The organism is Vibrio sp. Y176 (assembly GCF_033438945.1).
Genome location: NZ_JAWOQS010000001.1, coordinates 889344 through 902723, shown reverse-complemented (window position 1 = coordinate 902723; position 13380 = coordinate 889344). Strand labels below are relative to the sequence as shown.

Genomic DNA, 13380 nt, shown 5'->3' with positions numbered 1-13380 from the left:
TAATGAGTAAATTAGGTATTGTCTTCTCGGGTGGAGGTGGCAAAGGCGCATATGAAGTTGGCGCTTGGAAAGCACTTAGAGAGTTTGGTCTAGATAAAAACGTTGAAGCTGTGGCTGGTACTTCTGTTGGTGGCTTAAATGGTGCGTTATTTGTTAAGGGTGATGTGGAAGCAGCCGAAAAATTATGGCGTGGAATATCTAAAGATCAAATCATGTCTTTAAATAAAGACAACCTTGCAAGAAAAGCAGCATCTTTTGCTAGTACATTGTTTACCCCTTCATTGGCTGCTAGAGCTGCACTGGCGATAACAGGGCTGAGCCAATCACAAGGTTTGTTTAATCAAAGTGGCTTAAAGCACTTGATTGAACAAAGCGGTGCTTGTGATGGTGTCTGCCAAAGTGATATTCCATTCCATGTTTGTGCGCTGAACTCTAGTACCAGAAAGCTTGAATACCCTGATTTAACGGATAAACCCCCGACAAGTATAGTTCAATGGTTACTCGCGTCAGCAGCGATTCCTATTGTCTTTGATGGCATTGATATTGATGGAACAACTTACTTCGATGGTGGGGTGTTGCCTGGTGAATATAGTGATAACACACCTTACAAGGTGTTGATTGAAAAGCATAACTGTACTCATATTATCAATTTATATCTAGAGAGAGACCCACAGTTAGCTCAAACGGTAAAGCAGTACCCTAATGTTCGTTTTTGGAACATCGTGCCCACGAGAGAGTTTGATGGATTAATTGCACCGCTTAACTTCACTCCAGAAAATGCAGGGAAATTGATAGACGAAGGCTATGAGGACGTGAAGCGTATCTTAGAGCAGTTTAAAGATTTCCAGGATACTGAAGAGAGATTTGTTGCTGTGGTCGATAAGTTGGCTGATGCCTCAAAAGATTTTGATCAAAGTGTCGAGCTAAATAAGCAGTTAAGAAGTGGGCACTTTGAAACCTATGACAGCCTTCAACAAGTCACACAGCAAGTTGCAATGGAAATTGAAGCTCAAGAGCAGACCTTTATTGATAATAGTATCGATACGTTGATTGAAGAGATGAAAGGTAATTCAACCGAGTTACTTAACGAAGCCTTTTCATCAATTACTGCACTTGCGTCAACCGAAGGGACAGTAAACTCTCAATTAGAGCAAAGTCGGTTCGGTCGAATCATTGGCAATCTTACGGGTAGTAATAGTGTACGACAGTCTGAAGTGAATCATGGGCTAAGCAGAGCAATCTATGCTAATCAAAGACTGATACAAAAGCTGAATCATAAGAATATGCTCACAATGGAGGTAGTCGCGTCCCTATCGAATAAAACCAGTTATCTGATGAAGCATGTTGATGTTTTATATGGAAGTATTCAGATGACTGAGCATAGACTTAACCGCTCATTGACCCTTATGAAACATGGTTTCGAAGTGCTAGAGTCTGAACTGTCTCAAAAAATAGTCAATGTTTCACAAAGAGTTGACGCATTGGAAAGAAATCAAATTATTAATGATTGGTTTCATACAGCTACAGCACAAGGCCTAGCATCCAACCCATACCAAACACTTCTTAATTTGACGAGCAGTTTCTATGTGACATCTGGACGTACGTGGGAGACTAACGAACTTGCTCGCTATATAAATGCGTTAAAGTTATTAAAGCTTGATGAAGAAGAGTTAGTTCCAGCGACTCTAATTTTACAGTCACAAGAATGCAACCTTATTGATAATGTTGAAGGTGAGTACATTCTTCCAATCGCTAGCAGTAAACAAAATGATTACCCTCTTTTGAGAGGTATTCAAATGGCTAACGAGATTCAGAGTGAGCGAGATATTATCGGTGAACTTGAGTTAGATCTAAGTTTGAACTTATTTACTCCTCGCCCAGCTAAAGAACTTGGTTTGGAGCTGCTACACGCATTACGCCAAAATGATCGTAGGGCAACCACGATCCACTCGAGTTGCAAGGATACGCTATTACTTGAGCATGGTGTCGTTGCCTCAGAGCTACAGTATCAATGGTTATCTGTTGTCGAGCAGTTGGAAGATATCAATAGTCAGCACTTGAATGATGATAGTGTGAAGGAACAATTACAGTTTGTACGTTCTCGAATTAGCAACTTCAAAGTTGTCATACCAATTATTGGGAAGTTTTCAGCAGGTAAAAGTAGTCTATTAAACAGTTACCTTGGGTATGACTATCTTAAGGTAAATATAGCAGCAGAAACAGCTGTTGCAACTGAGCTGACGTACGGAATGACAGAGCAGTTCACCGTTCACTATGTTGATGACACCCCTGTATCCGTCTATCCACTTGACACCTTACATAGTTTTCAACCAAGCGACCATGTTGCCCACATCACAGTTGAGTTAAATAACCAACGTCTAAAGAACAGAAGGGGGGCTATATTAGTTGATATGCCAGGGTTTGATGCTCGTAATGTAGCGCACCAGAAAGCAATAGCGACGTATCTAGAGCGTGGTGATTACTTCGTAACGTTGTTTCCCGCAGATATACCGTTTGATAATAGCGTGATGGAGCGCCTTGAAGAGATCTACTATGACTACAGTAGAGATATAGGGTGCTTAATTTCTAAATCTGCTCGTAAATCGGAATTTGAACTAGTGAAGAGCGTGGAGCAGCTCAAACTAACGTTAAGTGAAAGATTGCAAGATAGTTTTGATGTCATGAGTATCGAAACACAAGATAAACAGCTCTACTCAATTAAGGGGTTTGAGGTGATGATTGATAACGCTGTAAGTCAGTTCGACCACTTGTTAAAGCACCGCTACCAGTCTGCAATATTAGCTTTGATAACGAGCATCGAAGAAGCACTGAAAACAAAAAATTCATACATGTCAAATAGTGCTGTTGAAATTGAAGAGAAGATCAACGCATTGGAAAGAAGCTTTAATGAAGAAAAGCAAAGTCTTCAACTTATGCTAAATGAGCTTGAGTATAACCTGTGCAGTGTTGGTAAAGAACAAATAACGTCAAAGGTTAGCTCTGAGTTATCTAACAATACGCTTAACCTAGTAAGTGCCGCAAAAAGTAATACACTGTCCGACTCTATTGTAAGTATTGTTCGACCTGTGGTGCAACTAGAGATAGATGAACTAATCCGAATAGAGCTAGAGCGTTTTAAACGTAAACTAGAAAGTAACGTTACCGTCTCTTTAGAAGGAATTGGTGTTCATTTAGACATCCCTCCCCAAGAAAAAGAAAAGTTCTCGCTAATAGCAGGCACAATCGCTGGTGGAATTAGTATTGCAATGTTAAATCCAATTGTGGGAATTTTTGTTGGAGTTTTTGGTGGATTACTTGGCAAGAAAAGAAGTAATGAAACAGAACGAGACCACCAGATCGAGCAAGAGATTCGTGGTCAGATTATCCCAGAGGCGACAAGCCAAATCATTGATATGGTCGCTGAGCATCTGAACCGAGTAATGAAGAACTTCAGTGAACAACTCAATATTACTCTTGAGCAGAAGCTGCGAGCACATAATGAACAACTTATGTCATTGAACAAGCAACACAAAAAACAATCAGACATATTGGAAGAAACAAAGCAAAAACTGACGGAAGCTTTAGTTTATGTGTCTACCTTAAAACAACGTATCGATAAAGATTAATTGCGAGTCTGTTATGCTAGATATTTTAGACATCATCAATGAAGCGACGAAAGAAGCTAATTCCTTTGAAAACCATCCAGCAAAAGATCTTAGTCTAGAAGAGCGCTTACTTTATTTACAAGGTATAGCGCTTGTAATGAATGCTGATGGTATGATCCACCCTGAAGAGAAAGAATTTATCCGTATTCTAATCAAATCATTTGAGATGGATGAATCGATTCTTGAAAGCGTTGTCGAGTTTGCGCAGTGTCCTGACAAAGATACTGTTCAAGCATTTTTCCGTACATTTAGACGAAGACCGATTTCTCAATTGTTCTTATTTGATGCATTAGTGATGACACGAAGAGATGAAAATGTTGATGAGCGTGAAAATGCAGTAGTTGATAAGATTGCAGAGCAATTAGAAGTCTTAAAAGGGACATATCAAGATATCTTCGACTTATTCTGCCATATTAAGAATAAAGACTGGGAAGAAAGTTCTTTATATTTTTCGAGTCACTTGTTAAATCCAGAATATTTTAGGCATTTGTTAGATTATTATGAGGTCGATTTTGAGGGTTTATTAGAGCGTACTAAAAATATTAGAAATAAAAGAGTTTTAGAAATCTTCAAAAGCCGTGTAAATTCTTTATCAGAAAGCAATGAGATGAAGATAACACTTAATAATGATGTTGTATTACCGATAATTCAATCTGGAATCGATAGAGGTGAAGTGAAAGTATTCATGGGAAAAATCATATTTCCAGAGGAAAAAGAATGTGAACTTTCTACAGTAGGTTTTGGTTACCATCAAGAAAGCAAGAGCTTATATTTGGTTAATGATGAGAATATTTCAGATAGAATAATAATTTCATTTGTATCAAATTATTTGAATATTAGTAATATTGAAATGTTTGAGTTTTTATTTGATAGTAATAATATAATTCATGGAGAAATTGATAAAGTATCTAATCGAAAGTTGAAATTATCTACAAACTTTGAAAATGGCAAGTTTATAGCTATTGCTAATAAACTTTTTCAATATATCAATAATGGAAAATATGACATTTTCGGGAATGATGAAATTTACTCATCAAAAATAGGAGTTGATTTTTATGAGTATATTTACCAGGAAAAGAAAAATGAAAAGGGGACTATGGCTAGTCTAATCTCGTCCTCTTTCTTTAGTAGAGATGGAGATATTTTTCTTGATTATGGACTCGATGATCAAGATTCTAAAGGCTCATTAAAAGAAGTGGATTTGTTATAGTTTTTGTCGAATTGTAGATAACTATAGTTCTCAGTAAAATATATAGTACGAGTTTCATGGTTAGGTTAGAGTTAAGAGAATGATAGATATTTTATCAACAATAAAAGAGGCTGCTAAAGAAAGTAGTGCATTTGAAAGTCATGCAGCTAAGGAGCTATCCCTCGAAGAGAGGTTGCTCTATTTACAAGGGTTAGCATTAATAATGAATGCTAACGGTGATATGCATGAAGAAAAGAAAAACTATTTATTAACTTTAATTATATCTCTTGAGGTGGACGAGTCTATTCTTGATAGTTGTATAGATTTTGCTAACAAGCCAGACACAAACATAGTTCAAAGTATTTTGAAATATTTTAAACGTAAACCAATCGCGCAACTTTTTTTATTCGATGCTTTTATGATTAGTGTTCGTGATGGAGCTATTTCAGTATCAGAAAAAAATATTATAGATGAGTTGGCATTGCAATTTGAAGTTTCTAAAGGTCTCTATAGCGATATTTTTGATTTTTTCTGTCACGTCAGAAATAAAAATTGGCAAGATAGCGAATTATACTTCAATACTCATTTATTACAACCTAAATTCTTTAGCCACATTCTTAAATACTATGAAGTTAATTTCAATGAGTTGACACAGAGAAGTAAAAAAATCTCTAAGAGAAAAATATTAGCTAATACTAAAGATAAAATTAAATATGGATTTAATAATGAAGTCTTACTGCCATTGTTACAATCAAAAATTAGTAGAAGGGAGGCGACTGTTCAGAACGGAATTTTTATTTCAACTGATATGAATGATGTTAATTTAAGAACAATCAAACTAGGTTATGATCAGTTAAATGAAAGTTTGTATATAGAACTACCGCATTTAATTAACGATAATGATTTAATAGAATATTATTATAATAGCCTTGGGATCACTGAGGTAGAACGCTATATGTTAGAAGATGGTTCTAAAACTGTTATATCCTCTAATGTTGATAAAAATAAAAGAATTCTAAACTTAGAAAAAAAATATACTGAGGGTAGTCTAATTGATATCAATGGTATTCTTTTTGGATATAAAAAATATAAAGGAAGACCAGATATTGTCGGGTTGAGTTCTATTTATAGTACCACAATGAAAAACTTTGATCATATAAAAAAATATAAAGAATTAATGTTACATAGTTCTTTGACGGATAAAACTATCCAAGGGACATTATATAGGGTTTTTAATAAGTAAGTCTATGAAAGATAAAATAAGTGAAGTCTATTCACGATATGAACATCATAATACAGTGATCGATTCTAAGATTCTTGAAGATGTAAACCAGTTGCGCACCACATTCGAAGCTGACCTCTTGAATGCTCAACAAGAAAATCGCATTTTGAGGATTGGTATTGTAGGTCAGATTAAGCGAGGAAAGTCTTCTTTCCTGAACAGCCTCCTATTTGATGGTGAGTCAGTTTTACCAAAAGCCGCGACACCTATGACCGCTGCGCTCACTAGAATTAGCTATGCACAAGAGCCAAGTGCCAAAATTGAGTTTTACAGCAAAAATGAATGGAACAAAGTTCTAGAACAAGCACTACGAGTTGAACAAGAAGAGAAGCATTATCAAGATTTGATAGCAGATTTCCAAGCCTCCCAAAGCTCAAGTATAAGCCGAAGAGGTGTTCGGCCACCACAGAAGCCGAATCATCCAGAAGAGTCTAAGGCATGCTTTGAGCTTTATCAGATGGTAAAACGTTCAGGGTTGAATGTTGATAATTATCTTGATCAGGTGCAGGTTATTGATGAAGTTAGCTCAAACGAAGTTCTAATTTCTGACTTAACACCTTATGTGGGAGCTGACGGAAAGTTTACTCCTATTGTGAAAAGCTCTTCATTAGCGCTGAACTTACCTGGTCTTAAAGATATTGAAGTAGTTGATACCCCAGGGTTGAATGACCCAATTGTGTCTCGTGGTAGACGTACACAAGAATTTTTGGGGCAATGTGATGTTATATTTTTATTGAGCTACTGTGGTCAATTCCTAGACAGCCAAGACATGGCACTGCTAGCACAAAATATCCCGAATAAAGGTATTGAAGAGATCATCTTAATTGGTTCTCTATTCGACAGTGCGTTGCTTGATGAGTACAGCAATTATGAGTCAATTCAGCAGGCTTTGCCTGCATTGACGCAAAGTTTAAATGACCAAGCACAGTCCGAAGTTAGTGCAGTCTGCCGCCAAGATGAGTTGAATAATTGTGGTCAATCACACTTGATGCAAACACTGAAGAATGCATTACCTCCTATTTTTGTATCTTCTCGTTGCTATGATTTAGCGAGAAAGGGGAGCGATTTGAGTGAAGAAGAGCAGCATACACTCAGTCGTTTGAACCAAATGTTTGACGATTTTACTTTTACTCCTGAAATCCTCGCAGCGGTTGCAAATTTCAATAAAGTTCACTCTAAATTGGAGCTTGTCCGAGAAAATAAAAATGCAATTATGTCCGAGCGACTCGATAACTTAATGAAAGGTGCCGAGAGAGAGTTATTGCAAAAGCTAACAGCTATTTATGATGATATTACTCATAAGAAAAACAACCTTTTACAAGGTGATTTAGCCGTAATTGAAAAGAAGCAGAAAGAATTAGCCGAGCGAATCAATGCTGGGAAAACAAAGGTGAGTATGGTTTTCGACAAGTACCGAGTACATATCGAAAAAACACTGCGAAAAGTGGAACATGGAATAGGGCAAGACTCAGTTTCAGTACAGCGTATTAACTCTCAAACGGGCAGCCGAGAAGAGTCTTATACCACCTATAATAAGGTCTATGATCCAGAGTTATTCAGTCCGTCTACTTGGTTTTCAAGGAAAACTGTGGCTAGTACAAAGTATAGAACTGTCAAATATACCTACGCAAATGTTCAAGATGCTGTACAAAAGCTAGAAGATTTTGTTATTGAGACAAGTGATAGGCTTTACCAGGTAAGCTCACAAGCAATTAACATCAATCAGTTCCGTGAAGATATTAAGCATGCAGTAAAAGGTTTATTTGACTTTTCAGACCCAGATTTCGACCCTGAAATGATACTATTGCCTCTGAGTAATTCTGTTGATCGAATTACGATTTCTGCAATTAGTTTAGACCTAGATCATCACATCAACTCGATCAGGCAACAGTTTTCTATAAATGAAGTCGAAGGTGAAGAGATCCAAAAACTGAGACAAGAGCAGGCTAGGGTGGTTGGTTTGTTGCTAACGGAAATCAATGAGGAAGTTGCAAAGTGCAGCTCTGAAATGCTCGGAAAAATCTCAAAAGAAGAACAAAAGTTTCTTCCCACGCTTATTAGAGATTTAGAGTCTAATGTTGAGCAGCTGAGAGCAGACTTAGAGAATAAAGAACAAGCTCTGAAAGAGTACAGCGATATTCTTCAGATGGTTGAAGAGGATAAGCTTAAACTTTGCGTATGACACCTGTTTATCAAACTTGACAAAAAGAATAAAGTAGTAAAGTGACTGAGGGCACATATAAATGCCCTCAAGCTCAACTCAACTTTTAATCTTGTATTAACGGATAGACAGGGTCTCCCCATAATTCATTGCTAGAATCCATCATAACTTTAATTATAGTTGGTAATAGCTTTTCCAACAGATTAGTACAATCTCGGAGTTGTTTACGGTTCGCTGAGCTACCGTAAGTTGCTCCACCATGAATAATTTGGTTACGTAGTGTATATAGACGGGCAAATACGATTGAAAGAACTGAAGCGGTATTGTCCTGTCCAAGAGCTGCGTTAGCCGCAATCTTGGATCTACTTCGGGCTGCCTTCCATTCACCTTCGGTGATCCTCCCTGCATGATAACTCCAATAACTTTCTAGAATAAATTCATTGTCCAATAAAGATCTTATAGCCCCAGAGTAATTATGCCAGACGATGTGTGATAATAAATTTTCAGTATCCAATTCAACAAGTCGTGTCAAAAACTCTTGATAAAGTCCTCGTTCCCCATAATTAACTTTTTGTTCAAACTCTTGTGCGTATGCAGCATTGAAAGCAATCCAAAGGAAAATAAATTTTGAGTCTTCGTCATCACATGACTTAGCTTTCTTAAGCCAGCTCAGTGAGCGATGTACTCTAGTTGAAAGAGCCTCAGAGTAGTATTCCCTCTCATTGCGGTGACGTTTTTTTAAAGTATCGAAAGTAAGCATTTGTTCCTCGTTTACTATGATTATGGGAGTGTATTTTTTATGACCAGCCATCACTGTGACTAGACATGGACTAAAAGATTTTTAAATATGTTTTTTATATTTGATATTCTCCCTGATTGCGATTTCATAGCAAAGAGCGAATAATCGTCTGTAGTATCTAAATATTGAAAAAGGTCAAGCTTAAATACACATATGAAAAACTTTACGATTTTATTGCTAAAGTTTTATCTCAGTATCAGGTTAATCGCAGTCGTCTGATTGTTGTGTAAGCTTGATTTTTTAATACAACTACACTCATTTGTCTGATCACAAAGAATAAAAATCTGAAAGTCTCTAATATCGCCGTCATTATAAACACTTTTCTACTTTGGAAACCTTCGCTTGTCTGAGATTTATGATGTAGGATGTAAGCGATAGTGATAGTTCTTCAATGATTCATTAAATTGAAAAAATTCATATTTAAAATGGATTTGTTCATCAAGACATTGAGTAAACTTGTCTAGTTGTTCTGTATGAATGAGTAAAGAAATTGGTGCGATTTGGTGATTATCGATCTCATCGAAACAATGGTTAATGTGTGCTCTATCTAAATAAACAACATCTTGATTCTGTGTTGGAGTTTCTTCAATCAGCTTTGTTTCAAATCCTGCCTTCTCGAACTGCTCAAGCAAGTCATAGAGTTTGTCTACATCATTCATGCTCTTGATTAAACTATATTGTTGAACAATCCCATTTAAGTGTTTCTCGATTGATCCAAATTTGTTTTTCATTAAGCAGACGGTTTTTAGCTTTTTTTTGATAAGTGAATAGCGTTGATCTCTCAATTTTGGTTTTAAGAAGTCAATGAGGATTTTGTTGCGCTGTACTTCTTTGACAAAGCTTTGAGACGCACTGACCTTAAAGTAGAGATGAAGCAGTGCATTTTCAAAAGTAGATTTTAAAAGCTTGTGATATGACTGTTCTGACATTGTAAGCGTTGATTATTTACTGGTGTTGTTATTCTAACATACAAAAAGAAATGCAAACGAACACAGCAATTGGATTACTGTCATTTTTATAAGGGGGGGCCCGATTATCTGAGCGGATGTCCACTAAAAGGTGGTGTGGATCAGTCTAGTAGTAAGTGTAATGGAACTAACTAAGTCAGTTCTGCCCTTTCCATATTAAATGTTTGCCCAATGTGGTACTAAGCGTTTTCGTTCAGCACTGCTTTCGCAGTGCATTAATCGATGTTTGATTCATAGTCAATAAACCATCTTTACCCCTTATAGAGGGTAGTCTGTCGTTTACCCCCGATAAGGGGTAAAACCGATTCTTTGTTTTTATTAGATATAAATAGCCTTAAAAGTAAAGAATATGTCTTTGTTTTTATTGAAATAAATTGTTGACGAAAAGGTTTTCATACGTTTTAATAAGCTTGAACACTCTCTATCTCAATTTGTATAAAGATTGAGTTAAATAAATTAAACAATATCAAAGAATTCATCACCTTATCGGTGAGAGGAGGGAATTATTTTTTAATAAAAGGAAACGCCAAAATGGCCAAGCAAACACTTACTCTTGTGCGTGGATTACCAGGCTCTGGAAAGTCTACATACGCAAAAACTCTCGATGCTGTCTTAGTTGAAGCTGACCAATTTTTTATCGATAAAAACGATACCTATCAATACGACCCCGCTCTAATCAAAAATGCTCATGCCTGGTGTCAACTCGAAACGAAGCGCTTACTTCGTGCAGGATTTGACGTCGTGGTTGCAAACACATTTGTAAAAAACTGGGAAATGTCATTTTACAAATCACTTGCGGATGAGATGAATGTATTATTCAAAGTCATTGAGATAAATGGGAAATACCAAAATATTCATGGTGTACCTGATGCTGTCATTGCTCGAATGCGTAAACAGTTTGAGAAGTTAAATCCTGCATTGATGTCTTCACCTGCAATGGAGGCGTCACAATGAGTTCAATAAAAATTAATGGGTTAGACAAAGCACTCGAGTTAGTGCAAAAGCGTACAAGTGCTAGAGAATTAACCAGTGAAGGCGTCTATAAAATACTCAACGAAGTGCAAGAGACTTTAGATACTTATCTATTTAAAAAGGATCAGGTAGGTATTCGAATCTTAATTACAGTTTATACAAGAGTTGCGAGTTCATATTCAGGCATACCGTATGCAACTTTCGTTGAAGTTGAACGCGGTAAAACCGTGTGGAAACTGATCAATGTGTATCGTGATAAAGGGATAGCAGCGGATGCAAAGATCCTTAATTCGGAAATATTTGCTGATCAGATTTATTGTAAAGCTGAAAAGGAACTCAATAGACTAGTGTATCGTGACATCGAATTGTAGATTGTGGGATAGCTAGCACCTGATCTTCGGTAAATCGACCCATTGGGGTCGTATATTGCGGCGTTAACATCTGACGCCGCATTTGCACTTCTGCGATTCCCCCTTGTTCCACACACCCAAATCTTTGGTTTAACGTATCATAAACATCCATTAATTTTGGACCAATCGTGATTCAGATTAAAGAGTTCGACTGCTCATGTTGCTCACCCACTAAGTCAACCAGTTCCAATACCAATTTTATAAAATCTTATCTCGTTTGAAATAACAGGTCTGATAGTTTAGAGGATACTTAGTAGTTTTAGTTCAGCATTGTAACTCGTTTTAGGTATTACCGCTCAGTGTCAAAATGCCCTAGAATTTTTGCTCTGTAATTTATTACGATAAATTACGCTAAATAAGTAATTACATCTCGCTAGGTATTCTATAGTCTATAAATCAATACTTAAGGAGAACTTATGAGCAAGAAACGAGATACCATATTGTGGATAAACCACGCTATCAGCTACTTTAAGAGTCAGGGTAAAACGCAGAAAGATATGTCAAATGTACTCTGTATAGAAGAGTCTCGCATAAGTGAGATGAAAACGGCCAAAAGACTTTTGTCGCCATCTGAAAGGCAATCAATTATCGACTTTTGCGGAGCGCCGCGTCGTGAGTCTGGACGTTTTGAGCATGCTTTACGCTTTAACAGCGTAGACACCTTTGTCGCGTCGTTTGATGAGTTAATGGAAAATCGCTACTTGCGGGAACTCATTCGCTTTTTCCAAGATCATGAAAATCAGGCCAATTTATTAAGTAAGTGTATTCCAATAGAAGATGAGAATGGTAACTATATTGAAACTATTCGCTTGTCAGATATAGATGAAATGATTCGTGATGATGACTTAGAAGATACCTTCCAAAGATATCATCACTGGTTAAAAAATCAGAATGAGGATTCCTGTCTTAAGATGCCTGTGTTCAACAGCTCTGTGTTAGTTGAGGATAAAGATGTCTTCCACTTGATATACCAACTGTGGATGCTTGTTAAGCAATGTCCGACATTTTTACTAGCTACCGAGGAGTCTTTTAACCTAAATCCTGTCGTTGATGTTGAAGAGGTCGTCATGACAGGAGAGAAAGTATTACTAATCGAAAACTCGAACAACCCCAAACCTGTTAATCAACCGATTATCGAGCGTTTTGGCGATGGCAGTCGCTATCCAACCAATAAATGCATCAAACATGATTTATGGCAATCGGTACGATGTGAACTGTACCTAAGTGAAGACATGAACTACCACCTGCTGATTCATCTTTCTCATGAGTACCAGATTTGTTCTTATCCAGATACTGAAAAATACGGCGATGGAGCCGTACATATGAGTGAACTCACTTGGCAAACTGATGTGGATGAGAATGACTTGTTAGTCGTAGTCGAGAACATCAATTCACTGAAGTTATTCTCTATCATTGAAGATGTCAGAAAGTGGTGTGGACTACCTGTTGATAACCACCTCGAATTAAAACGTAGGATAGCTAAAGCGGGCGGTTACGTACCAGGTGCAAGGGTATTGGTGTAGGAGAGTTGTTGTGAGATTTGTTGCATTCTTTCAGGTTTGCCATTAAATATTTACATTAATGAACAGGTGAATTCCGAGGTTGACAGTGAGTCAGTGCAAGCGAAGTTTATATAAGACTAAATGATAAATACTGAGTAGCATAATTGTATTAAAGCGGCATAAAGCCGCTTTAATACCTCATAAACAAATATCAACTAACCCCGAGAGCCTTGTAAACATCATCTACAGGGGCACCGTGAAAGCTAACTTGAAACTTGGTAAATGTTTCAGCAGGCACCGTCGGAATATCTGTAGCAGATGCCATAGGAATGAGAATCTTGCGTGCGCCAGCTTCGAGAGCAACTTGCATTGAACCTGCCAAGTCCTGAACTGGATGCAATACGCCTCCTAGGGTCGTCGAACCCAAAAACT

General features: G+C 37.1%; 11 protein-coding genes. 7 read left to right on the top strand and 4 right to left on the bottom strand.

Features of this window, described 5'->3' with window-relative positions:
* The first annotated feature begins 2 nt into the window (after nucleotides 1-2).
* The 4 genes from R7O13_RS04030 to R7O13_RS04015 all read left to right on the top strand — a co-directional run bounded on the left by R7O13_RS04030 (nucleotide 3) and on the right by R7O13_RS04015 (nucleotide 8318).
* Nucleotides 3-3626 carry a patatin-like phospholipase family protein gene (locus R7O13_RS04030; RefSeq protein WP_140360248.1) on the top strand — a complete coding sequence of 1208 codons (3624 nt, stop codon included), beginning with the start codon at nucleotides 3-5 and terminating at the stop codon, nucleotides 3624-3626.
* Between the two features lie 13 nt (nucleotides 3627-3639).
* Nucleotides 3640-4875 carry a TerB family tellurite resistance protein gene (locus tag R7O13_RS04025; RefSeq protein WP_318303058.1) on the top strand — a complete coding sequence of 412 codons (1236 nt, stop codon included), beginning with the start codon at nucleotides 3640-3642 and terminating at the stop codon, nucleotides 4873-4875.
* Nucleotides 4876-4954: 79 nt separating this feature from the next.
* Nucleotides 4955-6097, top strand: a complete 1143-nt coding sequence (locus tag R7O13_RS04020) for a TerB family tellurite resistance protein (RefSeq protein ID WP_180208761.1) — start codon at nucleotides 4955-4957, stop codon at nucleotides 6095-6097.
* Nucleotides 6098-6101: 4 nt separating this feature from the next.
* Nucleotides 6102-8318 (top strand): dynamin family protein, encoded by a 2217-nt coding sequence (locus tag R7O13_RS04015; RefSeq protein ID WP_140360275.1) that lies wholly within the window; start codon nucleotides 6102-6104, stop codon nucleotides 8316-8318.
* 85 nt (nucleotides 8319-8403) lie between these two features.
* Here the strand turns inward: R7O13_RS04015 and R7O13_RS04010 are convergent, their stop codons facing one another.
* The gene (locus R7O13_RS04010; RefSeq protein ID WP_140360276.1) at nucleotides 8404-9057 is read right to left on the bottom strand and encodes a HEPN domain-containing protein; all 654 of its coding nucleotides are present in this window, start codon (nucleotides 9055-9057) and stop codon (nucleotides 8404-8406) included.
* Nucleotides 9058-9449: 392 nt separating this feature from the next.
* A complete protein-coding gene (locus R7O13_RS04005) occupies nucleotides 9450-10025 on the bottom strand; it encodes a DUF2913 family protein (protein ID WP_140360277.1) in 576 nt (191 codons plus the stop codon).
* A gap of 570 nt (nucleotides 10026-10595) precedes the next feature.
* Here R7O13_RS04005 and R7O13_RS04000 point away from each other — a divergent pair.
* Both R7O13_RS04000 and R7O13_RS03995 read left to right on the top strand, forming a co-directional pair.
* Complete coding sequence (locus R7O13_RS04000; protein ID WP_140360278.1) at nucleotides 10596-11018, top strand: ATP-binding protein; 423 nt, start codon at nucleotides 10596-10598, stop codon at nucleotides 11016-11018.
* Nucleotides 11015-11407, top strand: a complete 393-nt coding sequence (locus R7O13_RS03995) for a hypothetical protein (protein WP_006071664.1) — start codon at nucleotides 11015-11017, stop codon at nucleotides 11405-11407. The genes R7O13_RS04000 and R7O13_RS03995 overlap by 4 nt, the downstream gene beginning before the upstream one ends.
* Here R7O13_RS03995 and R7O13_RS31500 read toward each other — a convergent pair.
* Nucleotides 11373-11558 carry a DUF4113 domain-containing protein gene (locus tag R7O13_RS31500; RefSeq protein ID WP_080254954.1) on the bottom strand — a complete coding sequence of 62 codons (186 nt, stop codon included), beginning with the start codon at nucleotides 11556-11558 and terminating at the stop codon, nucleotides 11373-11375. The genes R7O13_RS03995 and R7O13_RS31500 overlap by 35 nt on opposite strands.
* Nucleotides 11559-11862: 304 nt before the next feature.
* Here R7O13_RS31500 and R7O13_RS03990 point away from each other — a divergent pair, with 304 nt between their 5' ends.
* On the top strand, nucleotides 11863-12969 hold the full coding sequence (locus R7O13_RS03990; RefSeq protein WP_116921264.1) for a hypothetical protein: 1107 nt from the start codon (nucleotides 11863-11865) through the stop codon (nucleotides 12967-12969).
* Nucleotides 12970-13159: 190 nt separating this feature from the next.
* On the opposite strand, the gene R7O13_RS03985 is transcribed toward R7O13_RS03990, so the two are convergent.
* Nucleotides 13160-13348 carry a hypothetical protein gene (locus R7O13_RS03985; RefSeq protein ID WP_318303055.1) on the bottom strand — a complete coding sequence of 63 codons (189 nt, stop codon included), beginning with the start codon at nucleotides 13346-13348 and terminating at the stop codon, nucleotides 13160-13162.
* Nucleotides 13349-13380 lie beyond the last annotated feature (32 nt).

What these genes read in the sequence shown, in the direction of transcription:
- R7O13_RS04030 (WP_140360248.1), top strand. Translation starts at nt 3, where the DNA reads ATGAGTAAATTAGGTATTGTCTTCTCGGGTGGAGGTGGCAAAGGCGCA.
- R7O13_RS04025 (WP_318303058.1), top strand. Translation starts at nt 3,640, where the DNA reads ATGCTAGATATTTTAGACATCATCAATGAAGCGACGAAAGAAGCTAAT.
- R7O13_RS04020 (WP_180208761.1), top strand. Translation starts at nt 4,955, where the DNA reads ATGATAGATATTTTATCAACAATAAAAGAGGCTGCTAAAGAAAGTAGT.
- R7O13_RS04015 (WP_140360275.1), top strand. Translation starts at nt 6,102, where the DNA reads ATGAAAGATAAAATAAGTGAAGTCTATTCACGATATGAACATCATAAT.
- R7O13_RS04010 (WP_140360276.1), bottom strand. Translation starts at nt 9,057, where the DNA reads ATGCTTACTTTCGATACTTTAAAAAAACGTCACCGCAATGAGAGGGAA.
- R7O13_RS04005 (WP_140360277.1), bottom strand. Translation starts at nt 10,025, where the DNA reads ATGTCAGAACAGTCATATCACAAGCTTTTAAAATCTACTTTTGAAAAT.
- R7O13_RS04000 (WP_140360278.1), top strand. Translation starts at nt 10,596, where the DNA reads ATGGCCAAGCAAACACTTACTCTTGTGCGTGGATTACCAGGCTCTGGA.
- R7O13_RS03995 (WP_006071664.1), top strand. Translation starts at nt 11,015, where the DNA reads ATGAGTTCAATAAAAATTAATGGGTTAGACAAAGCACTCGAGTTAGTG.
- R7O13_RS31500 (WP_080254954.1), bottom strand. Translation starts at nt 11,558, where the DNA reads ATGGATGTTTATGATACGTTAAACCAAAGATTTGGGTGTGTGGAACAA.
- R7O13_RS03990 (WP_116921264.1), top strand. Translation starts at nt 11,863, where the DNA reads ATGAGCAAGAAACGAGATACCATATTGTGGATAAACCACGCTATCAGC.